The sequence below is a fragment of the Stenotrophomonas maltophilia genome, assembly GCF_001274595.1.
Classification (GTDB): Bacteria; Pseudomonadota; Gammaproteobacteria; order Xanthomonadales; family Xanthomonadaceae; genus Stenotrophomonas; species Stenotrophomonas forensis.
In genome coordinates this window covers 949381-967656 of sequence record NZ_CP011010.1, presented here as the reverse complement: position 1 = coordinate 967656, position 18276 = coordinate 949381, and the positions used below count along the sequence as shown (strand labels likewise).

At 66.7% G+C, this 18276-nt stretch carries 14 protein-coding genes; 9 read left to right on the top strand and 5 right to left on the bottom strand.

What is annotated here, in order from left to right:
• Window positions 1–26 precede the first annotated feature (26 nt).
• The 4 genes from VN11_RS04350 to grxC form a co-directional block, all read right to left on the bottom strand.
• Window positions 27–770 carry a cysteine hydrolase family protein gene (locus VN11_RS04350; protein ID WP_053448910.1) on the bottom strand — a complete coding sequence of 248 codons (744 nt, stop codon included), beginning with the start codon at window positions 768–770 and terminating at the stop codon, window positions 27–29.
• A gap of 259 nt (window positions 771–1029) precedes the next feature.
• Window positions 1030–2034 (bottom strand): isocitrate dehydrogenase, encoded by a 1005-nt coding sequence (locus tag VN11_RS04345; protein WP_014036138.1) that lies wholly within the window; start codon window positions 2032–2034, stop codon window positions 1030–1032.
• Window positions 2035–2354: 320 nt separating this feature from the next.
• Window positions 2355–2747: a carboxymuconolactone decarboxylase family protein gene (locus tag VN11_RS04340; RefSeq protein ID WP_005408260.1), complete on the bottom strand. Its 393-nt coding sequence runs from the start codon at window positions 2745–2747 to the stop codon at window positions 2355–2357.
• Complete coding sequence (grxC, locus tag VN11_RS04335; RefSeq protein ID WP_004154541.1) at window positions 2744–3034, bottom strand: glutaredoxin 3; 291 nt, start codon at window positions 3032–3034, stop codon at window positions 2744–2746. Before grxC ends, VN11_RS04340 begins: the two co-directional genes overlap by 4 nt.
• A gap of 88 nt (window positions 3035–3122) precedes the next feature.
• Between grxC and VN11_RS04330 the strand changes: the two genes are divergently transcribed.
• The 9 genes from VN11_RS04330 (at window position 3123) to lpxH (ending at window position 16861) form a co-directional block, all read left to right on the top strand.
• Entirely contained in the window at window positions 3123–4823 is a 1701-nt protein-coding gene (locus VN11_RS04330; RefSeq protein ID WP_180878948.1) for a M48 family metalloprotease, read from the top strand.
• Window positions 4824–4939: 116 nt separating this feature from the next.
• Window positions 4940–5629, top strand: coding sequence for a phosphate regulon transcriptional regulator PhoB (gene phoB / locus VN11_RS04325; RefSeq protein ID WP_005408258.1), 690 nt, complete (start codon window positions 4940–4942; stop codon window positions 5627–5629).
• Between the two features lie 106 nt (window positions 5630–5735).
• Window positions 5736–7067, top strand: coding sequence for a phosphate regulon sensor histidine kinase PhoR (gene phoR, locus VN11_RS04320; protein WP_008267063.1), 1332 nt, complete (start codon window positions 5736–5738; stop codon window positions 7065–7067).
• Between the two features lie 4 nt (window positions 7068–7071).
• Window positions 7072–9159: a polyphosphate kinase 1 gene (ppk1, locus tag VN11_RS04315; RefSeq protein ID WP_053448907.1), complete on the top strand. Its 2088-nt coding sequence runs from the start codon at window positions 7072–7074 to the stop codon at window positions 9157–9159.
• A 316-nt stretch (window positions 9160–9475) separates the two neighbouring features.
• Window positions 9476–11002 (top strand): exopolyphosphatase, encoded by a 1527-nt coding sequence (ppx, locus tag VN11_RS04310; protein ID WP_004154536.1) that lies wholly within the window; start codon window positions 9476–9478, stop codon window positions 11000–11002.
• Window positions 11003–11268: 266 nt separating this feature from the next.
• The gene (locus VN11_RS04305) at window positions 11269–14235 is read left to right on the top strand and encodes a TonB-dependent receptor domain-containing protein (protein WP_053448906.1); all 2967 of its coding nucleotides are present in this window, start codon (window positions 11269–11271) and stop codon (window positions 14233–14235) included.
• Between the two features lie 157 nt (window positions 14236–14392).
• The gene (locus VN11_RS04300; RefSeq protein ID WP_053448905.1) at window positions 14393–15538 is read left to right on the top strand and encodes a glycosyltransferase family 4 protein; all 1146 of its coding nucleotides are present in this window, start codon (window positions 14393–14395) and stop codon (window positions 15536–15538) included.
• Window positions 15519–16058 (top strand): phosphatase PAP2 family protein, encoded by a 540-nt coding sequence (locus VN11_RS04295; RefSeq protein ID WP_004154533.1) that lies wholly within the window; start codon window positions 15519–15521, stop codon window positions 16056–16058. The genes VN11_RS04300 and VN11_RS04295 overlap by 20 nt, the downstream gene beginning before the upstream one ends.
• Window positions 16059–16114: 56 nt before the next feature.
• The gene (gene lpxH / locus VN11_RS04290) at window positions 16115–16861 is read left to right on the top strand and encodes a UDP-2,3-diacylglucosamine diphosphatase (RefSeq protein ID WP_053448904.1); all 747 of its coding nucleotides are present in this window, start codon (window positions 16115–16117) and stop codon (window positions 16859–16861) included.
• An 87-nt stretch (window positions 16862–16948) separates the two neighbouring features.
• Here the strand turns inward: lpxH and VN11_RS04285 are convergent, their stop codons facing one another.
• Window positions 16949–18202 (bottom strand): M12 family metallo-peptidase, encoded by a 1254-nt coding sequence (locus VN11_RS04285; RefSeq protein ID WP_053448903.1) that lies wholly within the window; start codon window positions 18200–18202, stop codon window positions 16949–16951.
• Window positions 18203–18276 lie beyond the last annotated feature (74 nt).

The following is an 18276-nucleotide window of genomic DNA, read 5'->3' as shown; positions in this document are numbered from 1 at the left end:
CGCGATGTGCGGGCCCTGCCAGCTTATCAAGCGCCGCCGCCGGCCTTGCGCACCGGCAGCGCCAGGATCGCGTCAGTGGTCATGACATCGCCGAATGTGTCCTCGATCTGGGCCAGCGCGGCCTCGTGCAGCGCGCGATGGCCGATGTGCTGGCCACCGGCCAGGTCCAGGTCGCGGCTGGCCGTTGCATCGGACGACACGATCACCCGGTAGCCACGCGGTGCCGCGGCGGCATCGCGGGCGGCGCCGGCCACGCAGGCATGGGTCTGCAGGCCGGTGACGATCAGGGTGTCGATGCCCGCCTGCTTCAGCACGGTGTCGATCACTGCCGCAGAGCCGCCAGCGAACACGCTGACGTTGTCCTTCTGCACCACGGTCTCGCCGGCCCGCGGCTGCATGTCGCGATGGAAGGCGGCATTGGCACTGCCCTGCGCGAACAGCGGCGCACCTGCTGGCAGCACATGCTGCACGTGGATGACGCGGATGCCATTGGCATCGGCGAAGTCGATCAGGCGGCGGGTCTGGCGCAGCGCGGCCACGCCATCGGGGATGACCATGCGGCCACCGGCAAAGCCAGGCGCGGCCTTGGCATCGAAGTACTCGTTCTGGAAATCGATCACCAGCACGGCGGTCTTGGCCGCATCCAGCGAAGCGGCGACCGGGGCGCCAGCCATGTGGCGGATGGTGGGATGGGCCGGCTCGGCGGCGACGACCGGGGCGGTGGCGGCCATGCCGATCAGGCTGGCCAGGCCAAAGGCGGTGAGGTTCATCGGACGACTCCTGTGCGGTGGAAAGTGGGCACAGGATGCGGAGCGGATGGCGCACGAACCAGCCGCTCACAAGCACATGATCTGTGCGCCTGGTGCACAGATAACTTTCGTAGAGTCGAGCCATGCTCGACTGCTCTTCGCGTGAGCCCCATAAGAAAGCAAAAGCCGTCGAGCATGGCTCGACGCTACAGAAGCGCAGAAACGCAACGGGGCGCCCGAAGGCGCCCCGCTGTGGGTCCAACCGAGGCTGGCCGACCGCTTACAGGCGGCTGGCGATGGCCTGGGCGAAGCTCATGGTGGTACCGGTGCCACCCAGGTCGCCGGTCAGCGAGTCCTTGGCTTCCATGGTGGCCACGATGGCCTTGCGCAGGCGCTCGGCATTTTCCGGCTGGCCGACGTGGTCCAGCATCTGCGCGGCTGCCAGCAGCAGCGCGCACGGATTGGCCTTGCCCTGGCCGGCGATGTCCGGCGCGGTGCCGTGCACGGCTTCGAAGATCGCCGCGTCCTTGCCGATGTTGGCACCCGGGGCCAGGCCCAGGCCACCAACCAGACCGGCACACAGGTCGGAGATGATGTCGCCGAACAGGTTGGTGGTGACGATCACGTCGAACTGTTCCGGACGCATCACCAGCTGCATGCAGCAGTTGTCGACGATCATTTCCTGGAACTCGATCTCCGGGTACTGCGCGGCCACTTCGCGGGCGACGTTCAGGAACAGGCCCGAGGTCGACTTGATGATGTTGGCCTTGTGCACGGCGGTGACCTTCTTGCGGCCGGTGCTCTTGGCCAGCTCGAAGGCGTAGCGCACGATGCGCTCGGAGCCCTTGCGGGTGATGCGGGTGCCGGAGAAGGCGGTCTCGCCATCGGCCGACACTTCCTGGCCTTCGGCCAGGTACGCACCTTCGGTGTTCTCGCGAACGGTGATCAGGTCAACGTTGTCGAAACGCGACTTGGTGTTCGGGAAGGTGTGCGCCGGACGCACGTTGGCGTACAGGTCGAAGTGGCGGCGCAGGCTGACGTTGATCGAGGTGAAGCCACCACCGACCGGGGTGGTCAGCGGGCTCTTCAGCGCCACCTTGTTGCGCGCGATCGATTCCAGGGTCACCGCCGGCATCAGGTCGCCGTGCTTTTCCAGGGCCACCAGGCCGGCGTCGGCGTCTTCGTACTCCAGGCCAGTCTTGAGCTGGTCGAGCACGAACAGGGTGGCATCCATGATTTCCGGGCCAATGCCGTCGCCGCGGATGACCGTAATTTTCTGCGTCATTGATCGATGTTCCGAACAGGGGGAAAAACGCCGTCCGGACGTGCCCGGAAACGCCGGCGCAAAGGAAGTTTCACCGGCAATTATGCCTTAGCCGGGCCCGGCTACCCAAGTAGACCATGGTCCTGACCCCGGCAAAGGCATAATTGCCCGCGCATTCTTCCTCTACCCCCGCCTGTCGGCGCGCCCCTTCAACAAGAAGGGGCTCCTTGGCTGCTGGATCGCGGGGGAGGCCCCGCGCGCGCTCTCGGTAGTGCCGGCCGCTGGCCGGCAACTTCGGCCATGTCGGGTTCAGGCGATGCCGGCCAGGGCCGGCACTTCCTTCAGTGTTCGTGCGCTGCCGGGGCGGCGGCGCCGCCTTCGAGCTGGTCGAGGAAATCGACCGCGCGGCGCAGGTGCGGGATCACGATCGAGCCGCCGACCACCAGGCCGACCGAGAAGGTCTCGAAGAACTCTTCACGGGTCACCCCGGCGTCCTTGCACTGGGCCACGTGGTAGCTGATGCAGTCGTCGCAGCGCAGCACCATCGAGGCCACCAGGCCCAGCAGTTCCTTGGTCTTCACGTCCAGCGCGCCGGCCTGGTAGGTCTGCGTATCCAGCGCGAAGAAGCGGCGCACCACCTGGTTCGGTTCGCCCAGGATGCGCTCGTTCATGCGCTTGCGGAAGTCGGTGAACTCGGCGATGCGGTCCTTGCTGCCGTCGTCGGCCGCGCTCATGCCTGGCCCTGCCCGGCCAGCAGCGGCTCGAGCTTGCCTTCACGGTGCAGGGCCATCATGTCGTCGTAACCGCCGACATGGACGTCGCCGACAAAAATCTGCGGCACGCTGGTGCGGCGGGTCAGCGCCATCATCTTCTCGCGCTCGGCCGGGTCCAGGTCGATGCGGACCTCGGTCCACTGCTGGCCCTTGCTCTTCAGGAAGTTCTTGGCGGCCACGCAGTACGGGCAGACGGCGGTGGAATAGATGGTGATGGCGGGGGCACCGCCGGCGGTCTGGGCTGTCACGGGAAACTCCACGATGGATCGACGGTCCATATATGGTACCGGTGCGCTGGAATTTCCACGCCACGGCCGCAACACTGTGGATTAACGAATGGTTGCCCCCTGCCCTGCCACGCTGGGCGCGCCCTGCCCGAGGACCTCCTGCTTGCGAGCCCTGCTGCTGACTACCGCCATCACCCTGGCCCTGGCCATGCCGCTGGCCCAGGCCCAGGAGAAGCTGCCCGACATCGGCTCCTCGGCCGGCGAACTGCTGACCCCGGCGCGCCAGGCCGAGTATGGCGCGATGATGCTGCGCGAGCTGCGCAACTACGGTTATCTGCTCGACGATCCGCTGGTCAACGACTGGCTGCAGACCATGGGTACCCGGCTTGGCTCCAACAGCGACCAGCCGCGGCAGCCGTACACGTTCTTCGTGATGAAGGATCGCCAGATCAACGCCTTCGCCACGCTGGGCGGCTACATCGGGGTCAACGCCGGCCTGGTATTGACCGCCGAGCGCGAGGACGAGGTAGCGGCAGTGCTGTCGCATGAAATCGCCCACGTCACCCAGCAGCACGTACTGCGTGGGGTCGAGCGCGCCCAGCGCGACCAGATCCCGATCCTGCTGGGCATGCTGGCCGCGGTGGTGGCCGCGCAGGCCAGCAACAGCACCTCCTCCGGCAACGCGACCATGGCCGCGATCAGCTCGGGCATGGGCCTGATGCAGCAGCGGCAGATCAACTACACCCGGTCCAACGAATCCGAGGCCGACCGCCTTGGCATCCGCACCCTGGCCCGCAGCGGCTACGACGTGGACGCCATGGCCGGCTTCTTCGAGCGGATGGCGGCGGCGATGCGCGGCAACGAAGGCGGCTACAGCGTGCCGGAGTTCCTGCGCACCCACCCGGTCAACATCACCCGCATCAGCGAAGCCAAGGCCCGTGCCGAGCAGATGAAGAAGGACACGGTGCTGCTGACCACCAGCACCCCCAGCGGCGAACGCAGGGAGCGGGTGGACCCGGCCGACCCCAGCCTGGCCGAACCGCTGCTGCGCGGCAACAATCCGCTGCTGCCCAGCAGCGTGCTGCGCATCCCGATCGGCCAGCTCAGCCGCGGTGCCAGCGGCGACTTCGACTGGGCACGCGAGCGCCTGCGGGTGCTCAGCGCCGACTCCACCGCCGAACTGGAGCGCGAATACGCCGACATGGCCAAGCGCCAGAAGGATGGCCTGAACGACGCCCAGCGCTATGGCCAGGCCCTGGCCGTCATGCGCGGCGGCCGCGCCGGTGCCGGGCAGGCCCGGCAGACCCTGGCCACCCTGCTGCAGACCCGCCCGGACAACCTGTGGCTGGCGCTGGGGCTGGGCGAGGCCGAATCGCGCGCCGGCCAGGCCGCCCAGGCCAACAGCCGCTTCGAACAGCTGCTGCGCGAGCACCCCAACAGCCGCCCGGTGGCCCTGACCTATGCCGAGATCCTGAACGAACAGGGCAGCCGCGAGGCCGGCCAGCGCGCGCAGGCCATGCTGCGGCCGCTGTTGTCGCAAAGCGGTAACGATCCGGTCTTCCAGCAGCGATACGCCCGCGCCAGCGAACTGGCCGGTGACAGCGTGCGCGCCAGCGAGGCCTATGCCGAGGCCGCCTTCCTCAGCGGTCGTCCGGAGCAGTCGCTGATCCAGTTGCAGGCGCTCAAGCGCAACCCGGCGCTGGATTATGTCGGGCGGGCACGGGTGGACGCGCGCATCGAAGCGATCACCCCCACCGTGCTGGAACTGCGCCGCCAGGGCGTGCAGGACCCCGACCTCGACCGCCGCTGAGCGCCGCATGACCGACCGATGGCAATCCAGGCCGGTTCCGGCCAGGTAGTCACAAACATGTCATCAAACCGTAGTCTACTGGCACCACTCCAGTAACCGAGCCCTACGGTGTCCTCGTGCAGAAACGCATCCTGATCGTCGATGACGAGCCCGCGATCCGTGAAATGGTCGCCTTCGCCCTGCGCAAGGGCGACTACGAACCTGTCCACGCCGGCGATGCCCGCGAGGCGCAGACCGCGATCGCCGACCGCGTGCCCGACCTGATCCTGCTGGACTGGATGCTGCCCGGTACCAGTGGCCTGGACCTGGCCCGCCGCTGGCGCAAGGAAACGCTGACCCGCGAAGTGCCGATCATCATGCTGACCGCCCGCGGCGAAGAGAACGATCGCGTCGGCGGGCTTGAAGCCGGTGTCGACGACTACGTGGTCAAGCCGTTCTCGGCGCGCGAACTGCTGGCCCGCATCCGTGCGGTGATGCGCCGCGCGCGCGAGGACGACGAGGACGGCAGCGTGGCGGTCGGCCCGATCCGCATCGATGGCGCCGCCCATCGCGTGTTCGCCAACGACCAGCCGGTGCCGATCGGCCCGACCGAATACCGCCTGCTGCACTTCTTCATGACCCACCCCGAGCGCGTCTACACCCGCGCCCAGCTGCTGGACCATGTCTGGGGTGGCAGCGTGTACGTGGAGGAGCGCACCATCGACGTGCATATCCGCCGCCTGCGCAAGACGCTGGAACCGTTCAACGCCGAGAACATGGTGCAGACCGTGCGCGGCGCCGGCTACCGCTTCTCTACTGCAACCTGAGCCTCGTCGTGCCGGCACCGCGCACCCGCGGGTGCCGGTGCCGGCAACTCTGCTATAACCCTCGGTTCACCCCAGTGAACCGCCGCACCTCAACGACGAGATCGCAATGCCCCGCCACATCCGCTCTGCCTGGTTGAAGACCCTGGCCACCGTCGCCGCGGTACTGCTGTTCGCCGGACTGGTGGGGTGGTTCTCGGGCCATCTGTGGCTGTGCATCGCACTGGGCGCGCTGGCTACCCTGGCCTGGCATTACTGGCGCCTGCGCAGCGTGCTGCGCCGCCTGACCGCGCGCCAGCGCTGGGACACCGCCGACGAAGGCACCGGCGTCTGGAACGAACTGGACCGCCTGCTGTACCGCAACCAGGTGGAAATGCGCGTGCGCAAGCGCCGCCTGCTGGACATGCTGCGCAGCTACCGTGCGGCAGCCGCCGCACTGCCCGATGCGGTGGTGGTGCTGGACCGCAACAGCCAGCGCGTGCAGTGGTTCAACGAAGCGGCCACCGCGCTGCTTGGCCTGCACCATCCCGGTGACCTCGGCGAAGCGCTGGTCGAACGGCTGCAGCCGATGCCGCTTGCCCACTGGCTGGCCGGTGGCCGCAATGCCGAACCGATCCTGGACGTGCCCTCGCCGGTTGATCCGGCGATCCGCCTCAACCTGCGCCTGATTCCCTATTCGTCGGACTACTGGCTGCTGATCGCCCGCGACGTCAGCAAGCTGCTGCGCCTGGAACAGGTCCGCCGTGACTTCGTGGCCAACGTTTCGCACGAACTGCGCACGCCGCTCACCGTGGTCCACGGCTACCTGGACATGATGGACCCGGACGATTTCCCCGGCACCGGGCCGATGCTGGAGGAAATGCGCAAGCAGAGCCAGCGCATGGCCCAGCTGGTGGAAGACCTGCTGACCCTGTCGCGGCTGGAATCGCAGGAGCACAGCGAGGACGAGACCGTGGCCATGCAGCCGATGCTGGCCACCCTGCGCCGCGAAGCCGAAGCACACAGCCAGGGCCGCCACCAGATCAGCATCGACGACCTGGCTGGCGTGGACCTGCAGGGCTCGACCAAGGAACTGCACAGCGCGTTTTCCAACCTGGTCACCAATGCGGTGCGCTATACCCCGGCCGGCGGCCGCATCGCCGTCGAGTTCCGCCGCGAAGGCGATGGCGCGGTGTTGGCCGTGCGTGATTCCGGCTACGGCATCCCGGCCACGCATCTGCCGCGCCTGACCGAACGTTTCTACCGCGTCTCCAGCAGCCGTTCCCGCGAAAGCGGCGGAACCGGCCTGGGCCTGTCCATCGTCAAGCACATCCTCGGCCTGCACCACGCGCGGCTGGAGATTGAAAGCGAGGTCGGCAAGGGCTCGGTGTTCTCCTGCCATTTCGATGCCGACCACGTGCGCCCGCGCGAGTCCGCCCCCCTGACTTCCATCGAAGAATGACGCCATGAGCAGCCTCGGATCCCTCCCCCTCCCCGTGAGCCCGGACAATGATCCGCTGCGTGATCCGGCGCTCTACATCAACCGCGAACTGTCGCAGCTGGATTTCAACTTCCGCGTGCTGGCGCAGGCCATGGACCCGCAGGTACCGCTGCTGGAGCGCCTGCGCTTCATGTGCATCTCCTGCACCAACCTTGATGAATTCTTCGAGATCCGCGCCGCCGCCGTGCGCCACGCGCAGGAGTTCGGCCTGCCACCGGCGCCGGACGGCATGAGCCCGCAGACCATCCTCACCGCCATCCATGACCGCGCCGCCGAGCTGGTGGACCAGCAGTACCGCTGCTGGAACGAGACCCTGCGCCCGGCGCTGGCGGAGGCCGGCATCGGCGTGCTCGGCCGCCAGTCCTGGAACCACCGCCAGAAGCGCTGGCTGCGCGCGTACTTCCGCAACGAGATCATGCCGGTGCTGTCGCCGCTGGGCCTGGACCCGGTGCATCCGTTCCCGAAGATCCTCAACAAATCGCTGAACATCGTGGTGGTGCTGAAGGGCACCGATGCGTTCGGCCGCGCCGGCCACCTGGCCATCGTGCGCGCGCCACGCTCGCTGCCGCGCATCATCCAGCTGCCCGAAAAGCTTGGCGGCCCGCAGAACTTCGTGTTCCTGTCTTCGGTGCTGTCGACCTTCGTCGATGAACTGTTCCCGGGCATGGAAGTCCTGGGCGCCTACCAGTTCCGCGTCACCCGCAATTCCGAGCTGGTGGTGGACGAGGAAGAAGTGGAGAACCTGGCGCTGGCACTGCGTGACGAGCTGGTCGATCGCGGCTACCGGCCGGCGGTGCGCCTGGAGATCGCCCATGACATGCCGCGCGACATCGTGCGCACCCTGCTGCAGAATTTCGGCCTGACCGAGAACGCGGTGTACCGCATCGACGGCCCGGTCAATCTCAACCGCATCATCCAGCTGTACGACCTGATCGCACAGCCGGACCTGAAGTACCCGCCGATGACCCCGCGCACGCTGCGCGACAGCGATGGCATCTTCGAGACCGTTGCGCGACATGACCTGCTGCTGCATCACCCCTTCGATGCCTTCACCGCAGTGCTGGACCTGATCCGGCAGGCGGCGGTTGATCCGAACGTGCTGGCGATCAAGCAGACCCTGTACCGCACCGGCAAGGATTCGCTGATCGTCGACGCATTGATCCAGGCCGCGCGCAACGGCAAGGATGTGACCGTGGTGGTCGAGCTGCGTGCGCGCTTCGACGAAGAGGCCAACCTGGGCCTGGCCGATCGCCTGCAGGAAGCCGGCGTGCAGGTGGTGTACGGCGTGGTCGGCTACAAGACCCACGCCAAGATGCTGCTGATCGTTCGCCGCGAGGGCCGCAAGCTGCGCCGCTATGTGCACCTGGGCACCGGCAACTACCACAGCGGCACCGCCCGTGCTTACACCGACATCAGCCTGATCACCGCCGATGCGGACATCGGCAACGATGTGCACCTGCTGTTCCAGCAGCTGTCCGGCCTGGCGTCGAAGATGAAGCTCAAACGCCTGCTGCAGTCGCCCTTCACCCTGCACACCGGCATCCTCGGCCGCATCGAGCGCGAAACCCGCATCGCCGCCACGGGCCGTCCGGCGCGGATCATCGCCAAGATGAACGCACTGAACGAACCGCAGGTGGTGCGCGCGCTGTATGCCGCCTCGCAGGCCGGCGTGCAGATCGACCTGATCATCCGTGGCGCCTGCACCCTGCGCCCGGGCGTGCCGGGTATCTCGGACAACATCCGGGTGCGCTCGATCGTCGGTCGATTCCTCGAGCACAGCCGCGTCTACTGGTTCGGCAACGATGGTGCGCCGGAAATGTACTGCGCCAGCGCCGACTGGCTTGAGCGCAACCTGCTGCGCCGGGTCGAGACCTGCTTCCCGATCCTCGATCCGGAACTGGTCAAGCGGGTGTACCGCGAGGTCCTGCAGAACTACCTGGATGACAACCTCAATGCCTGGGAACTGGACGCCGAGGGCATCTACCACAAACGTGCCCCGGCCCACGACGAAGCCCCGCATTCTGCGCAGATGGCATTGATGCAGGGGCTGTAACCCGGTGTGTCGACCCAGGTCGACACCCACCAACAGCCGCGCGGAACGCCGTCCCGGCAGATCGCAGAAATCTGTCGAAGGCGGGGTGGGTCCGGTTGCGGGGGCGTGAGCGCCATGGATGGCGCGACCGAGGCTACATGGACGTACTTGCGCCGTCCCCCGCAGCCGGACCCACCCCGACATCCCACGGATAGCCCGCTTTTGCCGTTGCCGTTGATTCGGCAGGTGCAGGGCGCAGCCCTGCCGCACTCTCCTCTTCCAAAATGTGAAGGCCGCGCGGTGACGAGCACACCGCTCCTTCGGCTAACATTCGTCCATGCCGCATACCACCACGACTCCGCCCGCATTGCAGGATGGCGACCTGCTGGCCGCCATCGACCTTGGCTCCAATAGTTTCCACATGGTCATCGCGCGCTACACGCTCGGCCAGCTGCGGGTGATCGACCGCCTGCGCGAGACGGTGCGGATGGCCGACGGGCTGGATGGCAAGGGCGGACTCTCCGCGGCGGCCCGCCAACGCGCGCTGGAGTGCCTGGCCCGCTTCGGCCAGCGCATCCGCAACGTGCCACCGCACCGGGTGCGCGCACTGGCCACCAACACCGTGCGCCAGCTGCGCTCGCCGCAGTCGTTCCTGGTCCCGGCCGAGACCGCTTTGGGGCACGCCATCGAAGTGGTCAGCGGTCGCGAAGAAGCGCGCCTGATCTACCTCGGTGTCGCCCATGCACAACCGCCCAAGCCCGGCCAGCGCCGGCTGGTGATCGACATCGGCGGCGGCTCCACCGAATTCATCATCGGCATGGGCATGCAGACCCTCGAGCGCGAAAGCCTGCAGGCCGGCTGCATCGCCAGCACCCGCCGATTCTTCCCGGGCGGCAAGCTGAGCAAGAAGCGCTGGAAGGACGCGCTGGCCGAGATCGGCCGCGAGTTCCAGCCCTTCGCCAGCAAGTACCGTGCGCTGGGCTGGCAGGAAGCACTGGGTTCTTCGGGCACGCACAAGGCGATCAGCGAGATCTGCGCGACGATGAAGCTGAGCAAGGGCGCGATCACCGCCGAAGCCCTGCCACAGCTGCGCGACGAACTGCTGAAAGCCAAGAAGATCGACGACATCCAGTTGCCGGGCCTGTCCAGCGACCGACGTCCGATCATCGCCGGCGGCATCCTGGTGCTGGAAGCGGCCTTCCAGGCTCTGGGCCTGCAGAAGCTGCTGGTCAGCAAGGCGGCGATGCGCGAAGGCATCCTGTATGACATCGTCGGCCGTGCCGGCGAGAACGACCTGCGTGACGAATCGGTGGCCGCGCTCAGCCAGCGCTATGGCATCGACATGACGCAGGCCGACCGCGTGCAGGAGACCGCACTGTCACTGCTGGAGCAGGTGCAGGAACACTGGAAACTGGATGCCGACGATGCCCGCATGCTGGGTTGGGCTGCACGCCTGCACGAGCTGGGCCTGATGATCGCGCACAGCGGCTACCACGTGCACGGCAGCTACGTGCTGGAACACTCGGACATCGCTGGTTTCTCGCGGCAGGAACAGCAGATGCTGGCCGCGCTCGTGCGCAGCCACCGCCGCAGCATCACCAAGACCGCCTTCGATGCCCTGCCCGAGCGCCTGCTGCTGACCGCACGTCGGCTGGCCGCCCTGTTGCGCCTGGCGGTGCTGCTCAACCGCGCGCACGAGGACGCCCCGCTGCCAGCGCTGGAACTGACCGCCGACGACAACCGGCTGTCGCTGATCGTGCCGCAGGCATTCATCGATGCCCGCCCGTTGCTGCGCGCCGACCTGATCGGCGAGACCGACGGCATCGCCGGGCTGGGCATCCAGTTCCGTCCGTTCGTGGCCTGATCCTGCCGGGACGACGCCCGTCCCACGCGCCAATTTGCGCTGCGCCGCAACATCACCTTCCCAGGTGCGACGGGCAGTTCCGTCGCAAGTTCCCGTTTTTCCTCACATATCCATCACGTCGATGACATGGGAGGAAATATTTCGACATAAGTTCTTTACAACCTCTTAACTACCGAGACTAGTATCGGAGCACCGGCGCAGTTCGGCTGGGCCATTGGATGCCTTCCTTGGGCATCTCCGTACGTCTTTGAGAGAGAGAGAACGTAATGACTTCACGTACCGTGTTGGGCAAGGCGATTGCCCACGCCCTGGTGACGACCACCGCCCTGGCCGTCGTGCCGGCGTTCGCCCAGGATGCTGGCGGCGCCTCGCCGACCAATCTGGATCGCATCGAGATCACCGGTTCGCGCATCCGCCAGGTCGATGTGGAAACCTCCCAGCCGGTGCTGGCGCTGACCCGCGTCGAGATCGAGCGCCAGGGCTTCAGCTCGGTGGCCGACATCCTGCAGAACGTCACCGCGATGGGCAGCCCGGCCATCAGCCGCGCCAACGCGCTGAGCGCGGGCGAGAACACCGGCGGCACCTACATCGACATGCGCAACCTGGGCGCACAGCGCACCCTGGTGCTGGTCAACGGCAAGCGCCTGGGCATCAGCACCTCCGGCTACCAGGACGTGTCGTCGCTGCCGGTGTCGGCAGTGGAGCGCATCGAAGTGCTGAAGGATGGCGCTTCGGCCATCTACGGTTCCGACGCGATGGCCGGCGTGATCAACATCATCACCCGTTCCAACGTCAACGGCGTGACCGCCAACGTCTACCACGGCCAGTACAGCGAAGGCGATGGCGCCCGTGACCGCTTCGACGTGGTCGGCGGCTGGAGCAATGACCGCGTGTCGCTGACCCTGGCACTGGAACACTCCGAGGAAAAGAGCGTCTGGGCCAAGGACCGCTGGTTCAGCAAGTACGGCGTGAGCGACCGCCACCCGAACGATCCCTCCAACTGGACCACGCTGAGCCAGTGGGGCCAGTTCACCGGCCTGAAGGGTGGCCCGGGCTGCACCAACACCAGCCAGGGTTGCGGCTACTCGCTCAACCGCGGCGCTGACCCGACCAACCCGGCCAATTACCACCTGACCGACGCGACGCCGTTCACCGGCGACGTCAGCAACGCCAACGAGCAGATGCACGTGATGTATCCGCTCAAGCGTGATTCGGTGTACTTCGACGGCCGCTTCAAGATCACCGACCAGGTCAACCTGCGCACCGAATTCGGCTACAACAAGCGTTCCGCCGAGCGCCAGATCGCAGGCTACCCCCTGCAGTCCAGCTCGGTGTCGATCTCGGGTGACCCGACCGCCACCGGCCTGATGTCCAAGGACAGCTACTTCAACCCGTTCGGCAACCAGCACGGCTATGCCCGGCCGACCGACATCGCGTGGAACCGCCGTACCTGGGAAATTCCGCGTGTAAGCACCAGCGAACTGAAGACCTACCGTGCGGTCGTGTCGCTGGATGGCACCTTCGAGATCGGCCAGCGCTACTTCGACTGGGATGTGGGCTACCAGTACAACCGCAACGAGCTGACCGCCACCGCTACCGGCAACCTGCACAAGAAGCGCGTGCGTGACGCCGTGGGTCCGTCGTTCCTGGATCCGGCCACCGGCAAGGTGATGTGCGGCCGCCCGGGTGCGGTGATCGACGGCTGCAAGCCGTGGAATCCGCTGGTGCCCTACGGCAGGAACGATCCGAACGGGCTGACCGGCAATGAAGAACTGATGGCGTGGCTGTTCCCGGCCGAGCGGACCACCGGCCGGACCACCACCAAGAACGCGTTCGCCAACCTGTCCGGCAGCATCATGACCCTGCCGGCCGGCGACCTGGGCTTCGCCTTCGGCGTGGAAAGCCGCAAGGAAGACGGGCGCTACACCCCCGATGCCCTGGCCCAGACCGGCGCCACCACCAACCTGGCCGCCGGCCCGACCGGTGGCAGCTACAACGTGAAGGAAGCCTACCTGGAGCTCAACGTACCGGTGCTGGCCGACCTGCCCGGCGCGCGCGAACTGAGCTTCAATGCCGCCACCCGCTTCTCCAAGTACAACACCTTCGGCAATACCCTCAACAGCAAGTTCGGCTTCAAGTGGAAGCCGATCGACCAGCTGCTGGTCCGCGGTACCTGGGCCGAAGGCTTCCGCGCCCCGACCATCAACGACCTGTACGGTGGCGGTTCGGAAACCTTCGCGCAGTTCAGCGATCCGTGCGACACGCAGTTCGGCTCGTCCAAGAGCAGTGCCGAAGTCCGCGCCCGCTGTGCACGTGACATCGCTGATGCCGCCAACTTCCGCCAGCTGAAGCAGGGCAATGTCCCGGTGACCACGGCGCAGGATGCAACCCCGACGCCGTTCGTGTCCGGTTCCAATCCGCTGCTGGTTCCGGAAACCTCCACCAGCAAGACGCTGGGCGTGGTGTGGAGCCCGACCTTCATCAGCAACTTCAACGTCGCGCTGGACTGGTGGAAGATCCGCATCGACAACACCATCGTCGGTGACAGCCCGAACCAGATCCTGAAGGACTGCTATGAGCAGGGCATCGAAGCACGCTGCAGCCGCTTCACCCGCGACCCGTCCAACGGCATCGTCACCGGCCTGAAGTTCGGCAACCGCAACGCCGGCTTCGCCGAGACCGAAGGTTACGACCTGGATGTCAGCTACCGCGTCGACACCGGCTACGGCAAGCTGAGCGCAGGCTGGACCAGTACCTATGTCAGCAAGAACGTCTATCGCTCCACCAACGATGTCCGCGATGCGATCACGCCGATCAACGGCGTTGCCAACACCATCGGCACCGCCACCAGCCTCGCCTTCCGCGTGCGCTCGAACCTGGTGCTGGGCTGGGATGTGGGCGACTTCGGCGTCAGCTGGACGGCGCGCTACTACTCCGGCGTGAAGGAGCGCTGCGCCAATGCCAGCCTGTATCCGGACGAATGCTCCGATCCGACCTTCCTGGCGCCGTGGCTGAAGGCGCCGACCGCCTACAACGAGCGCGGTGCAGTGACCTTCCATGACGTGCAGTTCCGCTACAACCTGCCGTGGGACGCCACCGTGTCGGTGGGCGCCAACAACGTGTTCGGCAAGGAAGGCCCGGTGATGTACAGCAAGCCGAACTCGTCGTTCTCCTACTACGGTGGCTACGACATCGGACGCTTCATGTACATGAAGTACCAGCAGCGCTTCTGATCCATCGCGCTGTCATCTGCAACAGGAACCACGGCCCCTCGGGGCCGTGGTTTTTTCTTGCCCACGGTGGCCGGCACCTGCGTCATCTGGCGGTCGCAAAGCCGTCATGTCCACTACATCGCCATAGCCGAGCATGCCGGAAACCCGGAGGCCCGCCATGCGCTATGCCATCGTCACCGAGACCTATCCGCCGGAAGTGAACGGCGTTGCCCTCACCGTGCAGGGCCTGGAGCAGGGACTGCGTGATTCCGGCCATGAAGTCGACCTGGTCCGACCGCGCCAGGCCAGCGAAGCACTGGACTCGGCACCGGGCACGCTGCTGGTTCCCGGCGCCGCGCTGCCCCGCTACCCCGGCCTGCGCTTCGGCCTGCCGGCGCCGATCCGGCTGGGCCGCCATTGGCAGCAACAGCGTCCAGACGCCGTCTACGTCGCTACCGAAGGCCCGCTGGGCTGGTCCGCACTGCGTACCGCACGCCGTCTCGGCATCCCGGTCGCCAGTGGCTTCCACACCCGCTTCGACGAGTACCTGCCCGACTACGGCGTGGCCTGGCTGCAGGCTGCCGCGATGCGCTGGATGCGTCGTTTCCACAACCAGGCCGATGCCACCCTGGTGCCGACCCGCGAGCTGCAGCAGTTCCTTGGCGAACAGGGTTTCGAGCGTGTGCGCCTGCTGGCACGCGCGGTCGACAGCCAGCAGTTCGATCCGGGCAGGCGCGACCCGGCGCTGCGCGAGGAATGGGGCGTGGACGGCAACGGCCTGGTGGCGATCTACGTTGGCCGCATCGCCGCAGAAAAGAACCTTGGCCTGGCTGTAAAAGCGTTCCGCAAGCTGCAGCAGATCCGCCCCAAGGCGCGCTTCGTGTGGGTGGGCGATGGTCCTGCACGCGAAAAGCTGGCGCACGAGAATCCTGACTTCATCTTCTGCGGCATCCAGCGCGGCGAAGCGCTTGCACGGCATTTCGCCAGCGGTGACCTGTTCCTGTTCCCCAGCCGCAGCGAGACCTTCGGCAACGTGACTCTGGAAAGCATGGCCAGCGGTGTAGCCACCGTCGCCTTCGATTATGGCGCCGCGCGCGAGTACCTGCGCAACGGCGAGAATGGCGCAGCAGTGGACAATGATGAGCAGTTCGTCGAGGCCGCCGTGCGGCTGGCTGCCGATGATGCGCAACGCCACCTGCTGGGCAGCAACGCCGCGCGCGCGATGAAGCGCCTGCATCCACAGCAGGTGGTCGCCGAATTCGATGCCCTGCTGGCCGAGCTGGCCCACTCGCGGAGGAGCGGCCATGCGCACCACGCGGCTTGAATTGCTGGCCGACCGCGAAGCGCGCCTGTGCAGGCGCGCCAACCACTACTGCCGGCGTCGCCGCGTGCGTCGCCTGTTCTCGGTCATCAGCCGGCTCGGCGATGGCGTGTTCTGGTACGTGCTGATGGGCGCGCTGGTGCTGCTGGATGGCTTCGACGGCCTGCGCGCCTCGGTGCACATGGCGGCCACCGGCCTGGCCGCACTGCTGCTGTACAAGGGCCTCAAGCGCTGGACCCGGCGCCCGCGCCCGTACGCGGCCGACCTGCGCATCCGCGCCTGGGTGGCACCGCTGGACGAGTTCAGCTTCCCCTCCGGCCACACCCTGCACGCGGTGTCGTTCACCATTGTCGCGCTGGCTTACTACCCGTGGCTGGCGCCGCTGCTGGTGCCGTTCACCGCTGGCGTTGCGCTGTCGCGGGTGGTGCTCGGCCTGCATTACCCCAGCGACGTGCTGGCCGCGACCGGCATCGCGGTGCTGCTGGCCTCGGCCAGCCTGGCCTGGTTGCCGCTGCCGGTGTGACGGCCGCCGGGCATGGCCCGGCGCTACCGTCATCGTGGATGGCCTAGAATGCAGGCATGACCACGCTGTTCATTTCCGACCTGCATCTGGACCCCAGCCGTCCGGAAATCACCGACCTGTTCCTGCGCTTCCTGCGCGAGCAGGCGCCCGGCGCTGATGCTCTGTACATCCTCGGCGACCTGTTCGAAGCCTGGATCGGCGACGACACGCCCTCGCCTGCCGCCGACGCGGTGGCCAATGCGCTGAAGGTGCTGTCCGACAGCGGCGTGCCGGTGTACTTCATCCGCGGCAACCGCGACTTCCTGCTCGGCGAGGACTACGCACGCCGTGCCGGCCTGCGCATCCTGCCCGACCCGTGCATGATCGAGCTGTACGGCCGCCCGGTGCTGCTGCAGCACGGTGACCTGCTGTGCACCGATGACATCCCCTACCAGCAGTTCCGTGCGCAGACGCGCGACCCGGCGTTCCAGGCGCAGTTCCTGTCACAGCCGCTGGCGGCACGCATCGCTTTCGCACAGAAGGCCCGCGACGCCAGCCAGGCGCGCCAGTCCGAGATGAAGCAGGAAGACCGTGCGCAGTTCGAGTCGGTGACCGACGTGGCCCCTGCCGAAGTCGAGGCCACCTTCGTCCGCCACGGGGTGGACACCATGATCCATGGCCATACCCACCGCCCGGCAATTCACTCGCTGCAGGCCGGTGGACGCGGCTGTACCCGCATCGTTCTGGGTGACTGGTACGAACAGGGTTCGGTGCTGCGCGTGGATGCCAGCGGCTGGTCGCTGGATACGCTGGCCCGCGAATGATCGATCGCAGGTTGCCAACCAAGGTTGGCATCTACCGGAGCAGGTAAACGCGCCCGGGTAGACGCCGACCTTGGTCGGCGCCTGGACTCAGCGGAAGGCCGCGATGGTGGCCTTGGTGTTGACCAGCACGCGCTGGTTGTCGGCGGTGCTGGCATTGCCCATCGGGATACCGTTGTAACTGATGTTGGGGTTGGACCAGTAGTTCAGGCGCGGGCAGCTGCGGGTGCAGTTGTAGGCCATGATCGTGCGCCAGCCGGTGCCCGTCGACGGCTCATAGCGATAGCCATGGCCATAGGCATAGGGCGAGGTGCTCGAATCGGTGGCGATGTCATGCCGCGCGCTCTGCAGGTGACCGATCTCGTGTGCGAACGAGTAGTAGCCGGTCGCGCAATCCCAGTACACCGCCGCGAACGCGGTCGATGCCGTCGAGCCGATACCTGAGGCCAGGCCGCAGTAGGCGGTGTTGTTGATCAGCAGCACGCCCACATCGGCGGCGGTGGTGTTGCGACTGGTATGGATGCTGTCCATGTAGCCATCGCTGGTGCCACGGAAGCGCGCCAGGTCGGTATCGAAGCTGCCCGACTCGGTGTAGCTGGTGGTCTCGTAACCGGCCAGCTGCATGGTGATGCCGACGTTGCTGTTGACGTAGCCCTGGTTGGACTCGGCCACCGCCAGCTGCACCAGCGACTGCATGTTGCCGCCGTAGGCCGCCACCGCGGCATTGGTCGCCACCACCAGCACACGGATGGTCGCGGGGGTGCCGGACGAGGCCTGTGCGATGCCGATGCGATCGTTGTCGCCCATCGGGATCTTCGGCAGCTGGTTGTAATCGGCCGGATGGTCGGCCGGCATCCGCGACTCATCCACCTCCACCAGCACATGGCGGTTGCCCAGCGGGCGCAGCCGGTACAGCTTGCCGTCCTTGCGGATGGAACCGGTGATGGTGTTGCCCGAGCGCACCAGGATCAGCGAGTTGCCGGGATCGTCCTGTCCGTTGGAGGTTGCCGCGGTCAGCTTGTCCGAAGGCGAGCGGAACTGGCCGTACCAGATGCTGCCCCCCTCGGGCAGCGCCTCGAGTTTGCTGCGCACTGCCTGCACGCGCTGGCCAAGCAGCTCGAACTCCAGTTGTGGCTGCGCAGTGGCCGCTGCGTCGACCCGGACTTCCTGCACCGTCGCAGTAGACGGGGTGGCCAGCAGCTTGCCCAGCGCGGGCTCACTGTTTGCCGATGCCCGGCTGATGACCGTCACCGGCTCGAACAACGGTGCCGCATGCGCGGCCGCTGCCACCGACAAACCCAACACCAGGCCACCTGCCGCTTTGCCAATCGATCTGGACAACATTGCGTCGCTCCTTGAATGATGTGAACAGCGTTGATGCAGCACGCCCGGGTTTGCCGGGTTTGGCCATATGGCCT

What these genes read in the sequence shown, in the direction of transcription:
- VN11_RS04350 (WP_053448910.1), bottom strand. Translation starts at nt 770, where the DNA reads ATGAACCTCACCGCCTTTGGCCTGGCCAGCCTGATCGGCATGGCCGCC.
- VN11_RS04345 (WP_014036138.1), bottom strand. Translation starts at nt 2,034, where the DNA reads ATGACGCAGAAAATTACGGTCATCCGCGGCGACGGCATTGGCCCGGAA.
- VN11_RS04340 (WP_005408260.1), bottom strand. Translation starts at nt 2,747, where the DNA reads ATGAGCGCGGCCGACGACGGCAGCAAGGACCGCATCGCCGAGTTCACC.
- VN11_RS04330 (WP_180878948.1), top strand. Translation starts at nt 3,123, where the DNA reads ATGGTTGCCCCCTGCCCTGCCACGCTGGGCGCGCCCTGCCCGAGGACC.
- phoR (WP_008267063.1), top strand. Translation starts at nt 5,736, where the DNA reads ATGCCCCGCCACATCCGCTCTGCCTGGTTGAAGACCCTGGCCACCGTC.
- ppk1 (WP_053448907.1), top strand. Translation starts at nt 7,072, where the DNA reads ATGAGCAGCCTCGGATCCCTCCCCCTCCCCGTGAGCCCGGACAATGAT.
- ppx (WP_004154536.1), top strand. Translation starts at nt 9,476, where the DNA reads ATGCCGCATACCACCACGACTCCGCCCGCATTGCAGGATGGCGACCTG.
- VN11_RS04305 (WP_053448906.1), top strand. Translation starts at nt 11,269, where the DNA reads ATGACTTCACGTACCGTGTTGGGCAAGGCGATTGCCCACGCCCTGGTG.
- VN11_RS04300 (WP_053448905.1), top strand. Translation starts at nt 14,393, where the DNA reads ATGCGCTATGCCATCGTCACCGAGACCTATCCGCCGGAAGTGAACGGC.
- VN11_RS04295 (WP_004154533.1), top strand. Translation starts at nt 15,519, where the DNA reads ATGCGCACCACGCGGCTTGAATTGCTGGCCGACCGCGAAGCGCGCCTG.
- lpxH (WP_053448904.1), top strand. Translation starts at nt 16,115, where the DNA reads ATGACCACGCTGTTCATTTCCGACCTGCATCTGGACCCCAGCCGTCCG.
- VN11_RS04285 (WP_053448903.1), bottom strand. Translation starts at nt 18,202, where the DNA reads ATGTTGTCCAGATCGATTGGCAAAGCGGCAGGTGGCCTGGTGTTGGGT.